We start from the raw sequence: 22,828 nt of genomic DNA, 5'->3' as shown, positions 1-22,828 counted from the left end.
AATGAAAAAGGCCTCCCGAGGTGGAAGGCCTTTTTTGGTGTTGATTTGTAGAGGGTTCAGCCTCGTGTGGCGGTGAGGGTGATGTTCACCTTGACCGGGAAGCCGAGGGAGCTTTCGTCGGGCATGGTGGCACCGATGCCGAAGTCCAGACGTTGCAGGGTGGTGGACGCGCTCATGCGGGCGGTGTCGCCTTCCAGCTCCAGCGAGAAGGGCAGGTCGAGCGGTTGCGAGGCGCCCTTGATAGTCAGGGTGCCAGAGGCGACATAGCCGCTTTCCGCAGGCAGAAGATCGGCCTTGAAGGTGGCGGTCGGGAAACCCGTGGCATCAAGGAAATCACCGCCCAATGCCTGATCGGTAACCGAGCCCAGCGTGAGAGAGGTGATGGCGATGGTGGCTTCGACCTCGCCGTGTTTGCCGTCGGTCGCGGTTTCATTGAAGGCGATGGCGGCGGTCCAGTCGGCAAAGCTGCCTGTGATGTCCGAGCCGAATTGTACGACGGAGATCGACACCTGGCCTTCCTGAACCACCCATTCGGAGGGGGTGGCGGCAAGTGCCGGTGCGTTTGATGCGCGATCGTGGCCTGCGCCGGTCGACAGGATGCCGGTTGCGCCGCCGATGATCAGGGCAAGGGCCCAGGTGGTGACAGCGGCGATCTGCGGAAGGCGCGAGTGGGCTTTTGGCTCCGGTGTTGGGGCGGAATTGCGACCGGGCAACATGCGCTGCAGGGTCTGGTCGCGGTCGATGACAAAGTGCTTCAGCGCACCGCCGACATGGGCGAGGATCGACAGGACCAGAACGATGATGAAGACGAAGTGCAGGCCGGAGAAGAGCTCGGACAGGGCTTCGTTCTTGGGTACGAAAGGCAGGTTCTGACCGAAGGGCCAGAAGATCGGGGCAAAGCCGGTGGTGGCGGAATGGTGAATCCAGCCGGTCAGTGGCACCATCAGCATGGAGCCATAAAGCAGCCAGTGGGCGGTATGGGCGCCGAAGGCTTCGAGCCTGTTTTCGCTATTGAGTAGGCCGGGGCGCGTCTGGGTCATGGCCCAGAGAATTCGCAAGAGGGCCGTGAAGAATGCTGCGACGCCGACGGTTTTGTGCAGCGAAAACAGGAGCGCCTTGAAGGCAAGCTGTTCGCTGTCTGCGAAGGGCGCTTTTTCCGCGAAGAAGCCAAGAGGAATGGCTGTCAGGATGAGGAGGGCGGTCAGCCAGTGGAAGGTCTTGGCGACGCTGCCATATTGGCTGTGCGTGTTGGAGGCGGGCATGGGGAGCTCCTGTTGCGTGTCTTGTTCCTAGATAAATGTGGAGACGCGCTGCGGAAAGCTCTCTTGCCGCACATAAGTGGTGCAGGAATGCGCAAGGGCGTTGCGCCTGCGCCCGGCAAGCGGTATTCCGGCTGAAACCACTAGATTTTGGGGGACTTCATGAGCCGAGCATTTGTATTTCCGGGACAGGGTGCACAGACCATTGGCATGGGCAAGGCGCTGGCGGATGCCTATCCGTCGGCCAAGGCCGTTTTCGACGAGGTCGACGAGGCCCTTGGGGAAAAGCTGAGCGCGCTGATCTGGGAAGGTGAGCAGGATCAGTTGACCCTGACGCAGAATGCCCAGCCCGCGCTGATGGCGACCTCGCTGGCGGCCATGGCGGCGCTGAAGTCGGAAGGCGTGCCGATCGAGGCCGCGTCTTATGTCGCGGGTCACAGCCTTGGCGAGTATTCCGCGCTGGCGGCGGCAGGTGCCCTGAGCATTGCCGACACGGCGCGCCTGCTGCGGACACGTGGCGAGGCGATGCAGGCAGCGGTTCCGGTAGGTGTTGGCGCTATGGCGGCGCTGCTGGGGTTGGATTTCGAGACGGCACGCGAAGTGGCCTCGGAAGCGGCACAGGGCGAAATCTGCCAGGCGGCCAATGACAACGATCCGGGGCAGGTTGTGGTGTCAGGCCACAAAGGCGCGGTTGAACGTGCGGTGGAACTGGCCAAGGAGAAGGGCGCGAAACGTGCGGTTCTTCTGCCGGTGAGCGCACCTTTCCACTGTGCCCTGATGAAGCCGGCTGCCGAGGCGATGGCCGAAGCCCTCAGCCATGTTGACCTCGAGATGCCTGCGGTTCCGGTGGTGGCAAACGTGATTGCCGAGCCTGTGAAGGACGCGGCCACCATCCGTTCGCTGCTGGTAGATCAGGTGACCGGTTCCGTGCGCTGGCGCGAATCGGTGTCGTGGATGAGCCAGAACGGTGTCACCGAGGCCTGGGAAATCGGTGCCGGCAAGGCGCTGTCGGGCATGATCCGCCGTATCGACCGTGCGATTGCCTGCAAGGTGGTTGGCACTCCGGACGACGTAAAGGCCGCCGCAGCCAGCCTGGCGCAGGGCTGAGACAGAACAACTTCCGTCCTGTTCGGCGTCTTGGCGGGTGGGAGGATTGAGATGAATAAGGAACATTCAAATGTTTGATTTGACTGGAAAATGCGCACTGGTAACCGGTGCGTCGGGCGGTATTGGTGGCGAGATCGCCAAGGCCCTGCATGCGGCGGGCGCAACCGTGGGCCTGTCGGGCACCCGCGTCGAACCGCTGGAGGCGCTGGCGGCGGAACTGGGCGAGCGCGCGCATGTGCTGCCGTGCAACCTGAGCGATGCCGAGGCCGTGGATGCCCTGCCGAAACAGGCCATCGAGGCCATGGGCAGCGTCGATATCCTGGTGAACAACGCCGGGATCACCCGCGACCAGATTTTCATGCGCATGTCGGATGACGAGTGGCAATCGGTTCTGGATGTGAACCTGACCTCGACCATGCGTCTGTGCCGTGGCGTGATGCGCCCGATGATGAAATCGCGCTGGGGCCGTATCATTAATATCTCGTCGATTGTTGGCGCGACCGGCAACCCCGGACAGGCGAACTATGCGGCCTCGAAGGCCGGTATGGTTGGTCTGAGCAAGTCGATTGCCTATGAAGTGGCCAGCCGTGGCATCACCGTGAACGCGGTTGCGCCGGGGTTCATTGCCACCGCGATGACCGACAAGCTTAACGATGACCAGAAGGGCAAGATCAACGCCCAGATCCCGGCTGCGCGTATGGGTTCGCCCGAAGAGATCGCGGCGGCGGTTCTGTATCTGGCCAGCAATGAAGCCGGTTATGTCACCGGTTCGACCTTGCATGTGAACGGTGGCATGGCCATGCTGTAAGCGGATTGCCCCCGATCAGGATGGTCGGGGGTTGTTCCGTTGGCAGGAGATGCCATATTGCGAAAGCGTTTGCCTTGGCATGAGGATGTGCTATAGGCGGCGCAGATTTATCGAGGGTGTGCTTGGGTTCACCCGTGAATTGCCGGTTCGCCGGTGAACAAGAGCCGCCCTTCGGGGCACAAACCAAACCCGCCATCGGGGCGGGCGATCACAGGGCCTCGGGCCCATGACGAATGAGGAATTGACATGAGCGACGTCGCAGACCGCGTGAAAAAGATCGTTGTAGAGCACCTGGGTGTTGAAGAAGACAAAGTTGTTGAGAACGCTTCGTTCATCGACGACCTGGGCGCAGACAGCCTCGACACCGTGGAACTCGTGATGGCTTTCGAAGAAGAGTTCGGCATCGAGATCCCGGACGACGCAGCCGAAACCATCCAGACCTTCGGCGACGCAGTGAAGTTCATCACTGAAGCTTCCTAAGTTCTGACGCCTTTCGAGGCGTAGAAGAGCCCCTGCCGAAAGGCGGGGGCTTTTTCCTTTTTGGGGCAGTTTTGCCCGCGTTGCCGGATTCGACTTCGATTTTGCCGATTTGGGAATATCACCCTGCGGTGTTAGGCTTTCATCCTGAGAGGGGCCGATGTGGAGAGGGCCATACATTTTCCGGGAGGAAACCATGATCGTATATCCAACAATCGAATTGAAAGGCGGCAAGTGCGTCTCGCTGTATCGCGGGCGTCCGGAAGAGCCGACAATCTGGCATGTGGATCCGGTAAAAACGGCGCAGTCCTTCGTGGAGAGCGGTGCCGAGTGGCTGCATGTGACCGACATGGACGCGTTGTTCGGGGACGGCAATAACGACGAGCTGATCGAAGACATCATCCGCACGGCCGGAGCATCGGTGCAGGTTGGCGGCGGTGTGCGGTCGCGTGAGCGGATCGAAAGCTGGATCGACAAGGGCGCGGGCCGCGTGGTGATCGGCACGCTGGCGGTGCAGGATTCGAACCTCGTGAAGGAGATGGCGAACCGCTATCCGGACCAGATTGTCGTGGCGATTGACGTCTTCGAAGGCAAGCTTATGACCGATGGCTGGCGCAACTCAGGCGCGCTTGAGCCGCAGGATGTGGTGAAGGCTTATGACGACGTGCCGCTGGCCGGTGTTCTGGTGACGGATATTGATGCCGATATTGGCGATCAGGACGGCCAGCTTGGTGTCATTTCGGGCATTTCGGCGGCGACGCGCCATCCGGTGATCGCTCGGGGAACCGTGCATGCGTCGGATGACGTGTCGCGTTTGAAATACGTATCCAATATCTCGGGCACGCTGATCAGCAAGTCGTTGTTCACCAAGGACGTTGATCTTGGCGAGGCACTGGCGCTGGCCCAGCCCGAACCGGAAGCGCGGGCGGCGTTCCAGTAAGCAAGTGATGTGACTCAAGGTCACCTATGGCGCTGGCCCAAGCCGGGTTGGCGCTATTTCTTTGGGCGGAAGGCAACCGATTGACTTCGTGAGGCTTGCCCCCATGTGCAAAGGCGCGGTAAGAGCGTGCAAGCAATTGAGGAAAGGGCAACATCATGCGTCGTGTCGTCGTTACTGGTCTGGGTTTGGTTACACCGCTTGCAAGCGGGGTCGAGGAAACCTGGTCGCGTATTCTTGACGGTCAGTCCGGGGCAGGGCCCATCACCCGTTTCAACACGGAACGCGTGACGACCAAATATGCCTGTGAAGTGCCTTATGGCGACGGAACTGACGGCACCTTCAACCCTGATGACTGGATGGCGCCGAAAGAGCGCCGCAAGGTGGATGACTTTATCCTCTACGGTCTGGCCGCAGCCCAGCAGGCAGTGGAAGACTCGGGCTGGAAGCCGGAAGAGACCGAGGCGCGTGAACGCACCGGTGTGATGATCGGGTCGGGTATCGGCGGTTTGCAGTCGATCGAACAGACCACGCTTTTGATGGCCGAAAAAGGCCCGCGCCGGGTATCGCCGTTCTTTATTCCGGGTGCCCTGATCAACCTGATTTCCGGTCAGGTCGGCATTCAATACGGTTTCAAAGGCCCGAACCACGCGGTTGTGACCGCCTGTTCGACCGGTGCGCACGCGATTGGTGACGCAGCCCGTCTGATCATGTTCGGCGATGCGGATGTGATGGTTGCCGGTGGTGCAGAAGCGGCGATCTGTGAAATCGGCATCGCGGGCTTCAACGCCTGTAAGGCGCTGTCGACCTCGCGCACGGAAGACCCGACCATTGCCAGCCGTCCCTATGACGCGGACCGCGATGGTTTCGTGATGGGCGAAGGGGCCGGTGTCGTGGTTCTGGAAGAATACGAACACGCGGTTGCCCGTGGTGCGAAAATCTATGCCGAGGTCCTGGGCTATGGCCTGTCGGGTGACGCCTATCACATCACCGCGCCGTCGGAAGATGGTGAAGGCGGTGAGCGTTCGATGCGCGCGGCGCTGAAGAACGCGGGTCTTGAGCCGAAGGACATCGATTACATCAACGCGCACGGCACCTCGACGATGGCTGACGTGATTGAACTGGGCGCGGTCGAGCGCATGATGGGCGAGGCTGCGGGCAAGGTGACCATGTCCTCGACCAAGTCGATGACCGGCCACTTGCTGGGTGCGGCTGGCGCGATCGAAGCGATCTTCTCGATCCTCGCGATCCGCGACCAGGTTGCGCCGCCGACCATCAACCTTGATACGCCGGCGGTTGAGACGCCTGTTGACCTTGCTCCGAACAAGAAGGTCGAGCGCGAGATCAACGTGGCGCTGTCCAACTCGTTCGGTTTCGGCGGCACCAACGCATCGGTGATTTTCGGAAAGGTCGACTAAATGTGGCGACACATCGCGTCGAACGCGATAACGCTGCTGATCGTGGCAGTGTTCCTTTTGGGCGGCGTCGTGATCTGGGGGAAATCCCAGTATGAAGGCGCTGGCCCGCTGGGCGAGCCGATCTGCCTGCGGGTTGCGCCCGGATCGACCATGAGCCGGGTGTCGCGTGATCTCGAGACACGCGGCGCAGTCAGCAATGGCGCGATTTTCCGGATTGGTGCGGATTACACCGAGAAAGCTGACAAGCTGAAAGCGGGGTCTTTCCTTGTGCCTGCCGGTGCGTCGATGGAAGAGATCGCCGATATCGTCACCCGCGGCGGAGCAAGCACCTGCGGCACCGAAGTGGTGTATCGCATCGGTGTGACCCGTCAGGCGGTGCAGGTGCGCGAGCTTGATCCCCAGACCGGCAAGTTCGTGGAAGTTGCAGCGTTCAACCCTGTTGAGGGCGAGGCGCCGGATGCCTTTACCAAGGTGCGTGCGCAGGCGGATACCCGGTATCGCATTGCCATTGCCGAAGGCGTGACCAGCTGGCAGATCGTCGATGGCCTGAAGCGGGTGGATCTCTTGAACGGCGAGGTCGATGTGCCTGCCGAAGGATCGCTTGCGCCCGACAGCTATGAGGTGCGCGTGGGTGACAGCCGAGCCTCGGTGATTGAGCGGATGCAGGACGCACAGGATGTGCTTGTGGCTGCAGCCTGGGAGGCGCGGTCGCCGGATACGCCCTTGAAATCTCCGGAGGAAATGCTGGTTCTGGCCTCGATCATCGAGAAGGAAACCGGCGTGCCGGAAGAACGTCGTCAGGTGGCGAGCGTGTTTACCAACCGTCTCAAGCGGGGCATGAAGCTGCAAACCGACCCGACGGTGATCTATGGCATCACGCGTGGTGAAGGGGTGCTGGGCCGTGGCCTGCGCCAGAGCGAATTGCGCCGCGAGACACCGTGGAACACCTATGTGATCGAGGGCCTGCCGCCGACACCGATTGCCAACCCGGGCCGTGCGAGCCTTGAGGCGGCGGTTGATCCGGACGAGACCAACTTTATCTTCTTTGTTGCGGATGGAACCGGTGGTCACGCTTTTGCGCGGACGCTGGAAGAGCACAACCGCAACGTGGCCAAGTGGCGCCAGATCGAGGCGGAACGGGCCAACCAGTAAGGTTAGCTAAATCAAAGTTTAGGGCGTCCGGTTGGGCGCCCTTTTGCTTTGGTGGGCCTTCTGCCTGCGTGCGCTGCGTTAACTGGAAATCGGTGGCCTCTGCCTAGCGTGCCCTTGCGGGACGGGGGATGTCTCGCGGTCGGGGGAACGTGGGCAGTGTGAGGCAGCAGGCAACTTATGACGACATCAATACCGCCAACCGGAGGCCGCGCGCTTGAGGGCGAGGTGACCCATGTCAGGGCGCTGTTGGCGGGGTTGGCCCGTACGATCCGGGGGCTTCAACAACGCTTGCAGACGGGGGAGGCGCAGACCTTGGCAGATGCGGGGGCGGCGATGGCCGAGCTGCGCGCGATGGTCCGCATTGCCATAGAGACGGAGAAACGGTTTGAAAAATGCCAGCAGCAAGAGACGGGACGCGGCGATGCCCGGCGGCTCGAACTTGAAACCGCAAGGGATACGATCGGGCGCCGCCTTGATCGCCTCAGAGCCGCACGAGACGCGGGAGAGGTTTCTGAATGACCTGAGCGAGGGAGAGCTGCTGGCTCTGCCTTACCTGTTCGAGTTCTGGGCGTTTGATCACCAGTTGCCACCCGAAGGGGACTGGACGACCTGGGTGATCCTGGGCGGTCGTGGGGCGGGCAAGACACGCGCCGGAGCGGAGTGGGTCAGGGCGCAGGTCGAAGGCAACGGGCCGGAAGATGCAGGGCCAGCCAGACGTGTGGCGCTGGTGGGTGAGACGGTGGATCAGGTGCGCGAGGTGATGGTCTTTGGGGACAGCGGGATCCTTGCCTGTTCCCCGCCTGACAGGATGCCGGAGTGGGAGGCCGGGCGCAGGCGGCTTGTCTGGCCCAACGGGGCGGTGGCGCAGGTGTTTTCAGCGCATGATCCTGAGAGTCTGCGTGGGCCGCAGTTTGATGCGGCCTGGGTGGACGAACTGGCGAAGTGGAAAAAGGCCCAGGAGACATGGGACATGTTGCAGTTCGGATTGCGTCTTGGGGTGCATCCGCGGGTCTGTGTGACCACGACACCGCGCAATGTCGAGGTTCTGAAGGCGTTGTTGTCGCGCGAGGGAACCGTTGTCACGCGGGCTGCAACCGAGGCCAACCGGGCGTTTCTGGCAGAGAGTTTTCTGGCGGAAGTGCGGGCGCGCTATGCGGGTACGCGGCTGGGACGGCAGGAGTTGGACGGGGTGCTATTGGACGAGGAAGACGGCGCCTTGTGGTCGCTGGACATGCTGGACGGGTTGCGGGTTGATGGGGTGCCGGACCTGGACCGCATAGTTGTGGCCGTCGATCCCCCCGTGACCGGGCATTCGGGATCGGATGAATGCGGGATCATCGTGGCAGGGGTCGTGACGCGCGGGGATGTCGGGCATTGGCAGGCCTATGTGCTGGACGATGCCACGGTCAGTGCAGCCAGCCCAGCAGCCTGGGCGCAGGTGGCGGTTGCGGCGATGGAGAGCTGGCAGGCAGACAAGCTGGTGGCCGAGGTCAATCAGGGCGGTGATCTGGTGGCCGAGGTGGTGCGCCAGATCGACCCGATGGTGCCGTTCAAGGCGGTGCGGGCCTCGCGCGGGAAGGTGGCGCGGGCCGAGCCTGTGGCGGCGCTTTATGAACAGGGGCGGGTGCATCACGTGGGTGCGCATTCGGCGCTTGAGGATCAGATGCGCCGCATGACGCAGGCCGGCTATCAGGGGCAGGGCAGCCCCGACCGTGTGGATGCGCTTGTCTGGGCCCTGCACGAGCTGATGGTGGAACCCGCGGCCAAGTGGCGGGCGCCCCGTATGCGCGGCCTCTGAGCACCGTACGGTGGCGAGGGCGCGAATTAACGAATTTCCCGCAGAGTGTGTCTTGTCCGGAGCGAAGAACAAAACGCCGGGTCCAGAGCAGGAGCAACATAAAGATGCTATTCGATTTTTTTCGACACCATGAGGCAGAGGCTGCGCCGGAGCAGAAAGCAAGTGCGACCGGTCGAGTGGTGGCCTGGCACAGCGCAGGTCGCGTGGCCTGGAGCCCGCGTGACACCGTTTCCCTGACCCGGACCGGGTTTTCGGGCAATCCGGTGGGGTATCGCTGTGTAAAGCTGATTGCCGAAAGCGCGGCGGCCCTGCCTTTGGTCTTGCAGGACGGGGTGCATCGCTACGAAACGCACCCGCTGGTGTCCCTTTTGAAGGCGCCGAATCCGGCACAGGGCCGCGCCGAGCTGTTCGAGGCGCTTTATGGCCAGATGCTTTTGTCCGGCAACGGCTATGTCGAGGCCGTGGGCGGTGACAGCGGTGTGCCGCTGGAACTGCACGTGCTGCGCTCGGACCGGATGAACGTGGTGCCGGGTGGGGATGGCTGGCCGGTGGCCTATGAATACAGCGTCGGCAATCGTAAGCACCGGTTTGATATGACGGCCGGTCAGCCGATCTGTCATTTGCGAAACTTCCATCCGCAGGATGATCATTACGGGTTTTCGCCGTTGCAGGCGGCGGCGATGGCGGTGGATGTCCACAATGCGGCGTCGCGGTGGTCAAAGGCGCTTTTGGACAATGCCGCGCGGCCGTCGGGGGCGATTGTTTACAAGGGCTCGGATGGTGCAGGGGGCCTGAGTGCGGATCAGTATGACCGCCTGGTCGGAGAGATGGAGACGCACCATCAGGGTGCGCGCAATGCCGGGCGACCGATGTTGCTGGAAGGCGGGCTGGACTGGAAGCCGATGGGATTTTCGCCGTCGGACATGGAGTTCCAGAAGACGAAAGAAGCCGCTGCGCGCGAGATTGCACTCGCCTTTGGGGTGCCGCCGATGTTGTTGGGAATCCAGGGGGACGCGACCTATTCCAATTATCAGGAGGCGAACCGCGCCTTCTATCGGCTGACGGTGCTGCCGCTGGCGACGCGAGTCGCACAAAGCGTCGGGGCGTGGCTGACCAAATTCTCAGGCGAGGATCTGACCTTGAAGCCCGACCTTGACCAGGTGCCCGCATTGGCCGCCGAGCGGGATGCGCAATGGGCGCGGGTGCAGGCGGCGGATTTCCTGACCCAGACCGAAAAACGCCGCTTGCTGGGACTGCCGGTCGAGGCGGATGGGGCTGCGGATGAGTGATGGCAAGCGGTTTGGGTTCGAGGCTTTTGACTGTGCGCCTGCCTTGCGGCTGGAAGCGCACGAGCGGGTGGCCAAGTTGCAGTTCGACAGTCTGAACCGGCGTTTGGACAAGATCGAGGCGTTGATCGAGCGGCTGGAGAAACGGCTTTGGTTAACGGTTTACGGGGTGGTCGGGGTGATCCTGGCGCAGGCGCTTCAATCGCTTCTGACAGTCACCCCCTAGGGATACGAGAGGACGGAACATGCAGGTGGATACGGGGTTGGAGCACAAGTTCGCGCGCTTTGGGGCGGCGATTTCGATGCAGGACGAGAACGTGATCGAAGGCTATGCCAGCCTGTTCGGCAAGGCCGATCAGGGGGGCGATGTAGTGGCAAAAGGCGCCTATGCGACATCGCTCAGGACGCTGCTGGCAGAGGGACGGGCCGTCAAGATGCTCTGGCAGCACGATCCGGCGCAGCCGATTGGCGTCTGGGAAGAGGTGCGCGAGGATGACAGGGGACTGTGGGTCAAGGGGCGGCTTCTGCCGGATGTCGCCAAGGCCCGCGAGGCGGCCGCGCTGATCGGTGCGGGGGCGATTGACGGGCTGTCGATCGGCTATCGCACGCTGCGGGCAACAAAGAACACCAAGGGCGAGCGGCTCTTGCAGGAACTGGAGCTTTGGGAGGTCTCATTGGTGACCTTTCCGATGCTGCCCAGTGCGCGTGTGTCGGCCAAGGGGGAGAGCCCCGAGGCGCAGACACTGCGGGAGATGGCGGCGGCCTTCGAGGGCGCCCGCCGGGAGCTGAGGCGCGAGTCGCGTCCGGCGTAACTCAAGGTTCGAGGAAAAATGGATGGGTAAGACCGAGACGAAGGCTCGGGCCGGAGAAGGCGTGTCTCTGGCAGCCGAGGTGAAGTCCTCAGTGCAGGGTTTTATGCGCGACTTCAGTGACTTCAAAGATGATATTCACGCGCGACTTAAGAAACAGGAAGAGCAATTGACCATGCTTGATCGCAAATCTCAGACTATCGCACGGCCCGCGCTGGCGGCCGCAACCGATTTTGACGCCCCGCATCAAAAGGCGTTCACCGCCTATCTGCGTTCGGGCGAGGACGACGCGCTGCGCGGCCTTGATCTTGAGGGCAAATCGATGTCGACGGCTGTCAACAGTGACGGCGGGTACCTGGTGGACCCCCAGACGGCGGACACCATCCGGTCGGTGCTGAACACCACGGCCTCGATCCGTTCGATTGCCAATGTGGTGAATGTCGAGGCCACGTCCTATGACGTGCTGATCGACACTTCGGATGCGGGCGCGGGCTGGGCGGACGAGACCACCAGCACCACCGAGACCGGTACGCCGAACATCGAGCGTATCACGATTGGCCTGCACGAGTTGTCGGCGCTTCCGAAGGCCTCGCAGCGTCTGCTGGATGACAGTGCCTTTGACATCGAAGGCTGGCTGGCCGGGCGTATCGCTGACAAGTTCGCCCGTGCTGAGGCCGCGGCCTTTGTGAACGGTGACGGCATCGACAAGCCGACGGGCTTCATGTCGCACCCGATTGTGGCTGATGACAGCTGGAGCTGGGGCAACCTTGGCTATGTCGCGACGGGCATCGATGGTCAGTTCGCCGACGGTGATGCGCTGATCGACGTGATCTATGCGCTGGGGGCGGACTATCGCGCCAATGCGAGCTTTGTGATGAACTCCAAAACTGCCGGTGCGGTACGCAAGCTGAAGGACAACGACGGCCGTTTCCTCTGGGCTGACAGCCTGGCCGCGGGTGAACCCGCGCGTCTGTTGGGCTATCCGGTGATGATTGCCGAAGACATGCCGGACATCGCGGCAGGTGCCAATGCGATCGCCTTTGGTGACTTTGCGGCCGGCTACACGATTGCGGAACGTCCGGACCTGCGCGTGCTGCGTGATCCGTTCAGCGCCAAGCCGCATGTGCTGTTCTATGCGACCAAGCGCATTGGCGGCGACGTGAGCGATTTCGCGGCGATCAAGTTCGTGAAGTTCTCGTCAACTTGATGAGCGCAAGGCAGGGCGGTTCGACCGCCTTGCCCGGGCGTGCGCCACGTTTAGGCGTTGTCAGGCAGTCCCCTCGGCCGGATCGGTGCGAGTGGCGCGCGCCCGAATTGTCGGAGGGAAGAGAGTTTCCGGAGTTTTTCCATGATGTTAGTCGAAGAGACATCTGTGCCCCTGGCGGTGCTTCCGGTTGCACAGTTCAAGGCCCATCTGAGATTGGGTAGCGGGTTTTCCAAGGACAGCCTTCAGGACGGTGTTCTGGAAAGCTTCCTTCGGGCGGCCATGGCGGCGATCGAGGCGCGGACCGGAAAGGTTCTGATCGTGCGGTCGTTCCTGTGGACGCTGCAAGACTGGCGCAACGAACAGGGGCAGGGTTTGCCCGTGGCCCCGGTCAGCACCGTGACTTCGGTGTCGCTGGTTGATGCGGCCGGTGATGATGCGGTTGTGGCGCCAAGCGCCTATCGCCTTATTGCTGACGGCCTGACGCCCGAACTGCGCCCGGTGGGGGGATGCCTGCCATCGGTGCCGCACAACGGGCAGGTCGAAATCAGATTTGACGCCGGTTTTGGCGCGGCATGGGAGGACGTTCCCGTCGATCTGCGGCAGGCAGTCTTCCTGCTGGCGGCGCATTACTATGAGTACCGCGATGAAACCGCGCTGTGTAGCGGCTGTATGCCTTTTGGCGTGAGCAGCCTGATCGAGCGGTACCGTCCCGTGCGTCTGGGGGGCACGCGATGAGCCGGGTGCTTCTTTCCCGCCAGCTGACGCTGGAGGCGGTCGAACGGGTGGCCGATGGGGCCGGTGGCTATGCCGAGACCTGGCAGGCGCTGGGTCTGGTTTGGGCCGAGGTGACGGCACGCAGCGGTCGCGAACGCGATGGCGGTGACGTCACGCTTTCAACTACGCGCTATCGGATCATCCTGCGTGCGGCACCTGTTGGACAGTCGTCGCGCCCGGTGCCGGGGATGCGGTTTCGCGAAGGAAACCGTGTTTTCACGGTCCTTGCCGTTGCCGAGCATGATGCGGCTGGCCGCTATCTGAGGTGTGAGACGACAGAAGAGGTGGTGGTATGAGCTATGGTGTTTCTGCCGCGCTTCAATTGGCAATATATGATTTTTTACAAGCAGATACGATGCTTTCCTCACTTCTTGGGGGGCGGTGTATGACGCGCTTCCTGCGGGTGATTTGCCAGCGACCTATCTTGTCCTGGGCGCAGAGACCGCTTTGGATCGGTCTGATGGGTCGGGTACGGGCGCAGAGCATCGCCTGATCATTTCGGTGGTCTCGCAGGCGGCTGGATTTGCCGAAGCCAAGGCCGTGGCGGCCGCGGTTTGCGATGCGCTGCAGGGGGCGGACCTCACGCTTTCGCGGGGACGACTGGTGTTCCTGAATTTCCAACGCGCGGTGGCGAAACGGGTTGGTAGCGACAACCAGCGCAGGATCGACCTGCGGTTTCATGCACGTGTCGAAGACGATTAACAACATATCGGAGTGACGAATATGGGTGCCCAGAATGGCAAGGATCTTCTGATCAAAGTGGACCTGACCGGAGATGGTCAGTTCGAGACAATCGCGGGGCTGCGGGCGACGCGGGTGAGTTTCAATGCCGAAAGCGTTGATGTCACCAGCCTTGAGAGCCAGGGGGGATGGCGTGAACTGCTGTCAGGCGCAGGGGTGAAATCGGCGGCGATTTCCGGTTCGGGCGTGTTCAAGGACGCCAATACAGACGAACGCGCGCGCCAGATTTTCTTTGACGGTGAAACCCCCGGTTTCCAGGTCATCATTCCCGATTTCGGCGTCGTCGAAGGGCCGTTCCAGATGACGGCGATCGAATACGCAGGCAGCCACAACGGTGAGGCGACCTACGAGATGTCGATGGCCTCTGCCGGGGCGCTGTCCTTCGTGGCGCTGTGAGCATGGTGAACCCTTGGGCCGGTGAGGTGGCGCTGGAGATCGATGGCCAGCGGCATGTTCTCAAGCTGACGCTTGGGGCGCTGGCCGAGCTGGAGGCGGGTCTCGAGAGTGAAACCTTGGTTGGCCTCGTAGAGCGGTTCGAAGGTGGGCGGTTTCAGACGCGAGATGTTCTTGCGCTGATCGTGGCCGGATTGCGTGGTGGCGGCTGGCAGGGGACCGCGCGGGATCTGTTGCAGGCCGAGATCGCGGGCGGGCCGATGCAGGCCGCGAAGGTGGCGGCCGATCTTTTGGCGCGGGCTTTTGCTGTACCGGACGGGGCTGATGGCGGGTCTTGATTGGCTGGGGCTGATGCGCGTGGGCCTGCAAGGGTTGGGTCTGCGACCTTCCGAGTTCTGGGCGCTTACGCCCGCTGAGTTGAACCTGATGCTGGGAAGACGGGGCGCGGCGCAGACGATGGATCGTGCCGGGCTGGATGCCCTGCTTGCCGCTTATCCTGACAGGAGGGAAGGACAGGACAATGACTGAGAGCGATGGATTGGATGACTTCGCCGACCAGGTAGACGCGCTTGAAGCCAATTTGGCCCAGGCCACATCGGTCGCCGCGAGCTTCGACACGGAGTTGCGCACGATGCGGCGTTCCCTGTCGGCAACGGGACAGGACGTGAAGACGCTGGAACGTGGTCTGAGCCGTGGATTGCGCAAGGCCTTTGAGGGGCTGGTGTTTGACGGAGACAGCCTGTCGGAGACTTTGGACCGGATGGCGCGGACCATGATGAACACCGCCTATAATGCGGCGCTGCGCCCCGTTACCGACCATTTCGGCGGCATGATCGCAAACGGTATTGGCGGCCTTGTGCAGAACATTCTGCCATTCGAACAGGGCGGCAGCTTTGTGCAGGGGCGCGTGATGCCTTTTGCCAAGGGGGGCGTTGTGACGGGCGCGACCACTTTTCCGATGCGGGGCGGTATCGGGTTGATGGGCGAGGCCGGACCGGAAGCCGTGATGCCGCTGGCGCGTGGTCCCGACGGGCGGCTTGGGGTGCAGGCGGCGGGAAGCGGGCGTGCCGTCAACGTTGTGATGAACATCCAGACGCCGGATGCCGAGAGCTTCCGCCGCTCATCGGGGCAGATCGCTGCGCAGATGGGGCGTGTTCTGGGGCGCGGGCAGCGCAACCTTTGATCGGAGGAATGTGACATGGGATTTCATGAGGTGCGGTTTCCGGCCAGCCTGAGTTTCGGGTCTGTTGGGGGGCCGGAGCGGCGCACGGATGTGGTGACGCTGGCCAATGGCTTCGAAGAGCGCAACACGCCCTGGGCGCACTCACGCCGCCGCTATGATGCGGGTGTGGGGATGCGCAGCCTGGATGATGTCGAGCAGCTGATCGCCTTTTTCGAAGCACGACGCGGGCAGCTTTACGGATTTCGCTGGAAAGACTGGTCGGATTTCAAATCCTGCCCTGCTTCGGGCGAGGTGGGATACCGGGATCAGACCATTGCCGTTGCGGATGGCGAGAGGGCCAGTTTCGCCCTTCAGAAAACCTATGTGTCGGGCGAGGGGCGCTATGACCGCCCGATCTGCAAGCCGGTCGCCGGTACGGTGCGCATGGGTATCGAGGGGGACGAGATGTTCGAGGGCGTGCACTATGAAGTGGATGTCGCCACGGGGGTCGTGACCTTCGACAAGATCCCCGACGAGGGGCGCGAGATCACCGCAGGGTTCGAATTTGATGTGCCGGTGCGGTTTGACACGGATCGCATCCAGACAAGCGTGGCGAGTTTCCAGGCGGGCGATGTGCCTAATGTGCCGGTTGTCGAGGTGCGGGTCTGATGGCGCTTCAGGAGGCATTGCAGGCGCATCTGCAAACGGGGTTGACCACGGTGGCCCGCTGTTGGGGCATTCGCCGCTCGGATGGTCTGCGATACGGGTTCACCGAGCATGATTGCGATCTTGCGTTCGAAGGGTTTGTTTTCAAGGCAGAGACCGGTTTGACGGCGCTGGCGATTGAACAGGCGACCGGGTTGTCGATCGACAACTCCGAGGCACTTGGCGCGCTGAGCGATGCGGGGATCACCGAGACCGATATCGAGGCCGGCCGTCTGGACGGGGCCGATGTGAGCTGCTGGCTGGTGAACTGGGGGGACGTGACCGAGCGCAGCCTGGTGTTTCGTGGGCAGATCGGCGCTTTGACCCGTGCGGGCGGTGCCTTTCGCGCCGAGTTGCGGGGCCTGAGCGAGATGCTGAACCGTCCCATCGGGCGCGTTTACCAGAAACCTTGTACGGCTGTGTTGGGGGATGCCGCCTGTGGCTTTGATCTGGACGGGGCGGGTTATCATACGCTGCTGACCGTTGAAGAGGTGCAGGAGGGCCGCGTGTTTCGCTGGGCAAGCCTTGCGGGGTTTGAGGACGGTTGGTTCACCCGTGGGGCGCTTTCCTTGCATTCGGGAGAGGCCGCTGGTTTGCGGGGGATGATCAAACGGGATGCGTTTGAGGCGGATGGCAGGCGCGTTGTGGAACTGTGGGAGCCGATCCGGGCCAGTATCAACGCTGGGGACGAGGTGCGGTTGGATGCGGGGTGTGACAAGCGGTTTGAGACCTGCCGTCTGAAGTTCGCCAATCAGCTCAACTTTCGGGGATTTCCTGACATTCCGGGCGAGGATTGGCAGATGAGCTATCCCAAGCAGAGCAGCGTGAACACCGGTGGGAGCCTGCGGGGATGACGGCGGTTGTGTCCCTGGCGCGGGAGTGGATTGGTACACCCTATCGGCATCAGTGCGCCGTGAAGGGCGCAGGCTGCGATTGTCTTGGGCTGGTGCTTGGGGTTTGGCAGTCTTTGAACGGTCGTTTGCCCGAACCCGTGCCTGCCTACACGATGGACTGGTCCGAGCCTCAGGGGGACGAGGTTCTGTGGCAGGCGGCGGCGCGCTGGCTGGTTGCCAAGCCGCTTGAGGAAGAGGCCCCGGGCGATGTTCTTCTGTTCCGGATGCGGGCGGGCAGCGTTGCCAAGCATCTGGGGATTGCGGGGCGGACCGGCGCGAGGGCGAGTTTCATTCATGCCTATGCCGGACGGGCCGTTGCCGAAAGTGCGCTGAGCACACCGTGGCGCCGCCGGATCGTGGCGCGGTTTTCATTTCCATTGGAGGGTGCGTGATGGCGACACTTGTTCTTTCGGCTGCCGGTGCGGCGATTGGGGGCTCGATCGGGGGCAGTGTTGCGGGGCTGTCGGCGGTTGCGATTGGGCGTCTGGCGGGGGCAACACTGGGTCGTGCCATTGACCAGCGCATCCTTGGGGATGGCACGCAGGCGGTGGAGACAGGCAAGATCGAGAGGTTTCGCCTGAATCAGGCGTCCGAGGGGCGGCCCGTTTCGCAAGTCTATGGTCGGATGCGGATTGGCGGGCAGGTGATCTGGGCAACGCGCTTTGCCGAAAGCGTTGCGGTCAGCGGGGGCGGCAAGGGCGCAGCGCCCCAGCCGGAAGTGCGCGACTATAGCTATACTGTTTCCCTTGCCATCGCGCTGTGTGAGGGCGAGATCAGCCATGTTGCGCGGGTCTGGGCGGATGGTGTCGAAGTCGCGGCCGGTGATCTTAACATGCGCGTCTACAAGGGGACGCAGACGCAACTGCCCGATCCGTTGATCGAGGTGGTCGAGGGAGAGGGGCTTGTGCCTGCTTATCGCGGCACGGCTTATGTGGTCATGGAGGATATGCCGCTTGCGCCCTTCGGGAACCGTGTGCCGCAGTTTTCATTTGAAGTGTGCAGGCCCACCCACAAGGAGCAAAATTCGGCAGAGGGCGATATTGCCCATGCGGTCAAGGCCGTCGCCCTGATGCCGGGCACCGGAGAGTATGCGCTGGCCACAACCCCTGTGTTCGTGAGCGGCGCGCCGGGCCAGTCGCAAAGTGCCAATGTGAATTCCCCGTCGGGGCAGACGGATTTTGTGACATCTGTTGGCGCGCTTGAGAACGAACTGCCGAACTGTGGTGCGGTGTCGCTGATCGTGAGCTGGTTCGGGGATGATTTGCGCTGTGGTGACTGCGAGATCCGGCCCAAGGTCGAGCGCAAGGAAGCCGATGGCAGCAATATGCCATGGCAGGTGTGCGGTGAGACGCGGGCCACGGCCGAGGAGATTGCCCGGATTGAGGACCGTCCGATCTATGGGGGGACGCCTGCGGATGCCGCGGTGATCGAAGCGATCCAGCACCTGAACGAGGAGGGTAAGAGCGTGATGTTCTACCCCTTCCTGTTGATGGAGCAGTTGGCGGGCAATGGCTTGGCCGATCCGTGGAGTGACAATGCCGACCAGCCGGTGCTGCCCTGGCGCGGGCGGATCACGACGTCGAAGGCGGCGGGTCAGGCGGGAACGCCGGATGGCATGTCGGCGGCAGAGGCTGAGGTTGCGGCCTTTTTCGGGAGCGCGACGGCTTCGGATTTCACGGTAGGCGAGGGAAGCGTATTTTACAGCGGGCCACAGGAGTGGCGCTACCGTCGTTTCATCCTGCATTGCGCCGCCCTGTGTGCCGCGGCTGGCGGGGTTGAGAGCTTCTGCATCGGGTCGGAAATGCGGGGGCTGACACGGATACGCGGGGCAGGGAACCAGTTTGTCGCTGTACAGGCCTTGCGGGCGCTGGTGAGCGAGGTTCGTGCGCTTCTTGGGCCAGATGTGAAGCTGACCTATGCGGCCGACTGGAGCGAGTATTTCGGATACCATCCGCAGGACGGATCGGGGGACGTGTTCTTCAACCTCGATCCGCTTTGGGCCGATCCCGAGATCGCCTTTGTCGGCATCGACAACTATATGCCGCTTTCGGATTGGCGTGAGGACGATGACCACGCCGATGCGGATTGGGGATCGGTTTACAATCCCGACTACCTCAAGGCCAATATCGAAGGGGGCGAGGGGTACGAGTGGTTCTACCATTCGAGTGAGGCGCGCGCGGCGCAGATCCGCACGCCGATCACCGATGGCGCGCATGATGAGCCTTGGGTGTTTCGCTACAAGGACATCGCCAACTGGTGGGGGCAGGATCACCACGAGCGCATTGGCGGTGTGCGTCAGGAAGACCCCACAGACTGGGTGCCGCAATCCAAACCCATCGTCTTTACCGAAATGGGCTGTGCGGCTGTGGACAAGGGCACGAACCAGCCCAACAAGTTTCTTGATCCCAAGTCGTCGGAAAGCAGCCTGCCACGATATTCCGACGGACGCCGGGACGATCATATCCAGGCCCAGTATCTGCGGGCGATGATCTCCTACTGGGGGAACAGTGAAAACAACCCGGTCTCGGAGATTTATGGTGCGCGGATGGTGGATATGAGCCGCGCCCATGTCTGGGCCTGGGATGCGCGCCCGTTTCCGTTCTTTCCCAATAGCCGCGATCTCTGGAGTGACGGCGCAAGCTATGCGCGGGGGCACTGGATCAACGGACGGAGCGCAACGCGGCCGCTGGCCTCGGTGGTGGCCGAGATTTGCCTGCGCTCGGACATGCCGCATTTCGATGTTTCGCAATTGCACGGTGTCGTGCAGGGATATGTGGTGGGCGAGGTCAGCGATGCGCGATCCGCTCTCCAGCCCCTGATGATGCAACACGGGTTTGATGCCGTGGAACGGGACGGGGTGATAAAGTTCATCATGCGCGCTGGGCAAGACGTGCATGTGTTGGACACCGATCGCTTTGCCGTTTCTGAGGATATTGACGGGACCGTTGACCGGCAGCGGGATGCCGAAGCCGAGACCACGGGGCGTGTGCGGGTTCAGTTTGTTGAAGCCGATGGCGACTTTGCGGCTCTTGCCGAGGAAGCGGTGCTTCCCGAGGACGCGACACATGGGATAACGGGGACTGAGCTGCCGATCAGCATGGGGCGTGCCGAAGGGCGCCAGATTGCAGAGCGCTGGCTGAGCGAGGCGCGTGTGGCGCGTGAACGGGCGCGTTTTGCCTTGCCGCCTTCAGTTTTGAACATCGGTGCAGGCGACGTGGTGAACCTGAAGGGCGACGGCGGGCCGTTTCGTATCGAGCGTATCGAGCAGGGGCACTACCAGATCGCCGAGGCCGTGCAGATCGAAGCCTCGGTCTACAAGCCAACCGGTTATGAGGATCAGACGGCCAGCACCAGGCCCTTTGCCGCGCCGGTTCCGGTTCTGCCGCTCTTCATGGACCTGCCGCTGCTGAGCGGTGACGAAACGCCCCATGCGCCGCATCTGGCGGTCACGGCAACGCCCTGGCCGGGGAGCGTGGCCGTCTATGGTTCGGACAGGGATGCCAACTATGCGCTGACCCAACTGGCCACCAAGCGCGCCACGATTGGTGTCACGGAAAGCGCCCTCTGGCGCGCGCCGACGGGGCTTTGGGACGAGGGGCCGGTGCTTCAAGTCAAACTCCTGTCCGGTGCCTTTGAGGGCGTTGATCCGGCGGCGCTGTTGGCAGGCGGCAATGCCGCGGTGCTCGGGGATGGCACGCCGGGCAACTGGGAGGTGTTCCAGTTCCGCGATGCCGAACTTGTGGCGCAGGACACATGGTGGCTGCGCGGCCGTCTGCGGGGGCAGCTTGGGACGGATGCCTTCGTGCCCGAGGTCTGGCCACTGGGGTCATGGGTTGTGCTTCTGGACAAGACCGTCGAACAGCTTGACCTTGCGCCCTCGACGCGTGGGCGTCAGCGGCACTATCGCATTGGTCCGGCGCAGCGGGGGTATGATGATCCGTCCTATCTGCACCAGACACATGCCTTTGCGGGCGCTGGGCTGCGCCCCTACAGCCCGTGCCACCTGAGCGCGACAGCGCATGGCTCGGGTGATCTTGCGGTGACCTGGGTGCGCCGGACGCGGTTTGATGGCGATGAGTGGGAGGTGCCGGAGGTGCCCCTGAACGAGGAGCGGGAGGCCTATGCCCTGCGTGTTCTCAAAGACGGGGCCTTGGTGCGCGAAGAGGAGGTTTCGCAACAGGGCTGGGATTACACGGTGGCAGACCAGTCTGCCGACGGCATTGTTCCACCTTACGAGATCCAGGTGGCGCAGGTTTCGGGGCGATTTGGACCGGGGCCATTTGCTTCGCTGACCATTTCCGCCTGAGATGCGGCGGGTCATGCACGGGGATGTGGTGGCGGTGGCGCGGGTTCTGCTTGCGCTGCCTAACGACAGCCGCAGGACCCGTTGTGAAAGCATGATCCGCCAGTCGCACGCGGCGCATCACTATTTCAAACGCTTCGGATACAGCCATCCGCGATGGGGGGACGGGTCTCTCATGTCGATCGCGCACAGATTTCCCATGCGGCCAGAGCCAAGCTTTTCCGACAGCGAATACTGCCGGTGCGTCGCGCAGGTGTTGAGATGTCTGGAGGAGTGGCGCCTTAGCCGGAGGCGCAGCTGATACAGCGCAGGACGGCCGGATCGAACTCCAGACGCTTGCGGGCGATCTCTTCGCCGCAGTCCTCGCAATATCCGAACTCGCCCTCGTCGATCCGCCGCAAGGCCGCGTGTAGCGCCAGCTCGGTCGCGTCCCTGCGGACCTGATTGGCCTTGGCCATGGCCTGGGATTGCAGGGCATCCATGCGGCTCAGGCGGCCCACGGCCTGCTGGTCCAGCATGACGGTGGATTGCCCGTCCTGTCCCCTTTGGTTTTCACGTTCCAACGCCGCAAGCCTGTCGTGGATCAGCGTTCGAAACCGGCTCAACTCTTTGTCATTCATGCGTGTGATGCCTTCGATCAGGGTTTTGAATTTGCTGCGCGTAGACTATGTAGTGTAGTCTAAAGCCAACAAAGGATGGATTGCCATGGCTGAGACACGCGCGAAAATCACTGCGGTTGACCCGGTTTGGGCCCGTATCACTGCGGAAGCGGAAGAGGCGGTTCGCGACGAACCCCTGATGGGCGGCCTGGTCCATGCCTGTGTGCTGCACCACAAATCCATCGAGCGGGCGCTGAGCTATCGCTTTGCGGCCAAGCTGTCGTCGAATGAGATGTCGATGGTGGTTCTGCGTGAAATCGCTGACGAGGCATTTTCCGAAGACAAGGGGCTGATCGAAGCGGCCCGCGCCGACCTGATGGCGATTTTCGACCGTGATCCGGCCTGCCACCGCCTGTTGCAACCGATCCTCTACTTCAAAGGATTTCAGGCGGTTCAGGCCTATCGCATCGGCAACTGGCTCTGGCGGGAAGGGCGCAAGGATCTGGCCTATTTCATCCAGATGCGCACCTCCGAGATTTTCGGCATCGACATTCATCCGGGCGCCCGTATCGGCAAGGGCATCATGATCGACCACGCGCATTCCATCGTGATCGGTGAAACCGCCGTGGTGGGCGACAACGTGTCGATGCTGCACTCGGTAACGCTTGGCGGGACCGGCAAGGAAGAAGAGGATCGCCACCCGAAAATCGGTGATGGGGTTCTGATTGGGGCTGGCGCGAAAGTGCTGGGCAACATCAAGGTTGGCCATTGCAGCCGCATCGCCGCCGGTTCGGTTGTCCTGCAGGAAGTGCCGCCCTGTTCGACCGTGGCAGGCGTTCCCGCCAAGATCGTCGGCGAGGCCGGTTGCGCCCAGCCGGCAGTCGAAATGGATCAGATCCTGCACGACGGTGCCAAGGGCTGAAGCATTGTTGATTTGTTGAGGGTGTAACCCTATATTTGACCCAGGAAAGGAGGTGCCGGATGGTTGAACTTATCAAGA

At 62.4% G+C, this 22,828-nt stretch carries 26 protein-coding genes; 24 read left to right on the top strand and 2 right to left on the bottom strand.

All coding sequences use genetic code 11. The features are described 5' to 3' along the window. Positions 1–56: 56 nt before the first annotated feature. Entirely contained in the window at positions 57–1,262 is a 1,206-nt protein-coding gene (locus NNA36_RS14615; RefSeq protein ID WP_255108313.1) for a cytochrome b/b6 domain-containing protein, read from the bottom strand. Positions 1,263–1,421: 159 nt separating this feature from the next. Between NNA36_RS14615 and fabD the strand changes: the two genes are divergently transcribed. The 23 genes from fabD (at position 1,422) to NNA36_RS14500 (ending at position 21,232) form a co-directional block, all read left to right on the top strand. Continuing rightward, positions 1,422–2,366, top strand: coding sequence for an ACP S-malonyltransferase (gene fabD / locus NNA36_RS14610; protein ID WP_255108310.1), 945 nt, complete (start codon positions 1,422–1,424; stop codon positions 2,364–2,366). Positions 2,367–2,436: 70 nt separating this feature from the next. After that, on the top strand, positions 2,437–3,174 hold the full coding sequence (gene fabG / locus NNA36_RS14605; RefSeq protein ID WP_255108308.1) for a 3-oxoacyl-[acyl-carrier-protein] reductase: 738 nt from the start codon (positions 2,437–2,439) through the stop codon (positions 3,172–3,174). A gap of 246 nt (positions 3,175–3,420) precedes the next feature. Further along, positions 3,421–3,654, top strand: a complete 234-nt coding sequence (locus tag NNA36_RS14600; protein ID WP_073249626.1) for an acyl carrier protein — start codon at positions 3,421–3,423, stop codon at positions 3,652–3,654. Positions 3,655–3,847: 193 nt separating this feature from the next. Next, on the top strand, positions 3,848–4,591 hold the full coding sequence (locus NNA36_RS14595) for a 1-(5-phosphoribosyl)-5-[(5-phosphoribosylamino)methylideneamino] imidazole-4-carboxamide isomerase (protein ID WP_255108306.1): 744 nt from the start codon (positions 3,848–3,850) through the stop codon (positions 4,589–4,591). A gap of 155 nt (positions 4,592–4,746) precedes the next feature. Next, positions 4,747–6,006: a beta-ketoacyl-ACP synthase II gene (gene fabF, locus NNA36_RS14590; protein ID WP_255108304.1), complete on the top strand. Its 1,260-nt coding sequence runs from the start codon at positions 4,747–4,749 to the stop codon at positions 6,004–6,006. Continuing rightward, a complete protein-coding gene (gene mltG, locus NNA36_RS14585) occupies positions 6,007–7,158 on the top strand; it encodes an endolytic transglycosylase MltG (protein WP_255108302.1) in 1,152 nt (383 codons plus the stop codon). Positions 7,159–7,335: 177 nt separating this feature from the next. Beyond that, positions 7,336–7,677 (top strand): hypothetical protein, encoded by a 342-nt coding sequence (locus tag NNA36_RS14580; RefSeq protein ID WP_255108299.1) that lies wholly within the window; start codon positions 7,336–7,338, stop codon positions 7,675–7,677. Beyond that, positions 7,580–8,956: a DNA-packaging protein gene (locus tag NNA36_RS14575; RefSeq protein WP_255108297.1), complete on the top strand. Its 1,377-nt coding sequence runs from the start codon at positions 7,580–7,582 to the stop codon at positions 8,954–8,956. The genes NNA36_RS14580 and NNA36_RS14575 overlap by 98 nt, the downstream gene beginning before the upstream one ends. 104 nt (positions 8,957–9,060) lie before the next feature. After that, entirely contained in the window at positions 9,061–10,245 is a 1,185-nt protein-coding gene (locus tag NNA36_RS14570) for a phage portal protein (RefSeq protein ID WP_255108294.1), read from the top strand. Beyond that, positions 10,238–10,468: a hypothetical protein gene (locus tag NNA36_RS14565; protein WP_255108292.1), complete on the top strand. Its 231-nt coding sequence runs from the start codon at positions 10,238–10,240 to the stop codon at positions 10,466–10,468. Before NNA36_RS14570 ends, NNA36_RS14565 begins: the two co-directional genes overlap by 8 nt. 19 nt (positions 10,469–10,487) lie before the next feature. After that, positions 10,488–11,054 (top strand): HK97 family phage prohead protease, encoded by a 567-nt coding sequence (locus tag NNA36_RS14560; RefSeq protein WP_255108290.1) that lies wholly within the window; start codon positions 10,488–10,490, stop codon positions 11,052–11,054. Between the two features lie 22 nt (positions 11,055–11,076). Next, positions 11,077–12,258, top strand: a complete 1,182-nt coding sequence (locus NNA36_RS14555) for a phage major capsid protein (protein WP_255108286.1) — start codon at positions 11,077–11,079, stop codon at positions 12,256–12,258. A 141-nt stretch (positions 12,259–12,399) separates the two neighbouring features. Then, the gene (locus NNA36_RS14550; protein WP_255108285.1) at positions 12,400–12,993 is read left to right on the top strand and encodes a hypothetical protein; all 594 of its coding nucleotides are present in this window, start codon (positions 12,400–12,402) and stop codon (positions 12,991–12,993) included. Then, on the top strand, positions 12,990–13,328 hold the full coding sequence (locus NNA36_RS14545; RefSeq protein WP_255108283.1) for a head-tail adaptor protein: 339 nt from the start codon (positions 12,990–12,992) through the stop codon (positions 13,326–13,328). Before NNA36_RS14550 ends, NNA36_RS14545 begins: the two co-directional genes overlap by 4 nt. Positions 13,329–13,413: 85 nt before the next feature. Further along, the gene (locus NNA36_RS14540; protein WP_369681673.1) at positions 13,414–13,734 is read left to right on the top strand and encodes a DUF3168 domain-containing protein; all 321 of its coding nucleotides are present in this window, start codon (positions 13,414–13,416) and stop codon (positions 13,732–13,734) included. 21 nt (positions 13,735–13,755) lie between these two features. Beyond that, positions 13,756–14,169, top strand: a complete 414-nt coding sequence (locus NNA36_RS14535; RefSeq protein ID WP_255108281.1) for a phage major tail protein, TP901-1 family — start codon at positions 13,756–13,758, stop codon at positions 14,167–14,169. 2 nt (positions 14,170–14,171) lie between these two features. Then, the gene (locus NNA36_RS14530; protein ID WP_255108279.1) at positions 14,172–14,504 is read left to right on the top strand and encodes a gene transfer agent family protein; all 333 of its coding nucleotides are present in this window, start codon (positions 14,172–14,174) and stop codon (positions 14,502–14,504) included. Then, positions 14,491–14,694, top strand: a complete 204-nt coding sequence (locus NNA36_RS14525; protein ID WP_255108277.1) for a rcc01693 family protein — start codon at positions 14,491–14,493, stop codon at positions 14,692–14,694. Before NNA36_RS14530 ends, NNA36_RS14525 begins: the two co-directional genes overlap by 14 nt. Continuing rightward, entirely contained in the window at positions 14,687–15,349 is a 663-nt protein-coding gene (locus tag NNA36_RS14520) for a phage tail tape measure protein (RefSeq protein WP_255108275.1), read from the top strand. Before NNA36_RS14525 ends, NNA36_RS14520 begins: the two co-directional genes overlap by 8 nt. A gap of 15 nt (positions 15,350–15,364) precedes the next feature. Then, positions 15,365–15,997, top strand: a complete 633-nt coding sequence (locus NNA36_RS14515) for a DUF2460 domain-containing protein (RefSeq protein WP_255108273.1) — start codon at positions 15,365–15,367, stop codon at positions 15,995–15,997. Beyond that, complete coding sequence (locus tag NNA36_RS14510; protein WP_255108270.1) at positions 15,997–16,887, top strand: DUF2163 domain-containing protein; 891 nt, start codon at positions 15,997–15,999, stop codon at positions 16,885–16,887. The genes NNA36_RS14515 and NNA36_RS14510 overlap by 1 nt, the downstream gene beginning before the upstream one ends. Next, complete coding sequence (locus NNA36_RS14505; protein ID WP_255108267.1) at positions 16,884–17,318, top strand: peptidase; 435 nt, start codon at positions 16,884–16,886, stop codon at positions 17,316–17,318. Before NNA36_RS14510 ends, NNA36_RS14505 begins: the two co-directional genes overlap by 4 nt. After that, a complete protein-coding gene (locus NNA36_RS14500) occupies positions 17,318–21,232 on the top strand; it encodes a glycoside hydrolase TIM-barrel-like domain-containing protein (protein ID WP_255108265.1) in 3,915 nt (1,304 codons plus the stop codon). Before NNA36_RS14505 ends, NNA36_RS14500 begins: the two co-directional genes overlap by 1 nt. 278 nt (positions 21,233–21,510) lie before the next feature. Here the strand turns inward: NNA36_RS14500 and NNA36_RS14495 are convergent, their stop codons facing one another. Continuing rightward, positions 21,511–21,849 (bottom strand): TraR/DksA C4-type zinc finger protein, encoded by a 339-nt coding sequence (locus tag NNA36_RS14495; protein ID WP_255108263.1) that lies wholly within the window; start codon positions 21,847–21,849, stop codon positions 21,511–21,513. Positions 21,850–21,934: 85 nt separating this feature from the next. Between NNA36_RS14495 and cysE the strand changes: the two genes are divergently transcribed. Further along, positions 21,935–22,750, top strand: a complete 816-nt coding sequence (cysE, locus tag NNA36_RS14490) for a serine O-acetyltransferase (RefSeq protein ID WP_255108260.1) — start codon at positions 21,935–21,937, stop codon at positions 22,748–22,750. Positions 22,751–22,828: the final 78 nt, after the last annotated feature.

It is taken from the genome of Shimia sp. CNT1-13L.2, from assembly GCF_024331145.1.
In the GTDB taxonomy this organism is placed as follows: Bacteria; Pseudomonadota; Alphaproteobacteria; order Rhodobacterales; family Rhodobacteraceae; genus Shimia.
The sequence above is the reverse complement of the archived record's forward strand: the minus strand, read 5'-3'. Positions and strand labels throughout refer to the sequence as shown.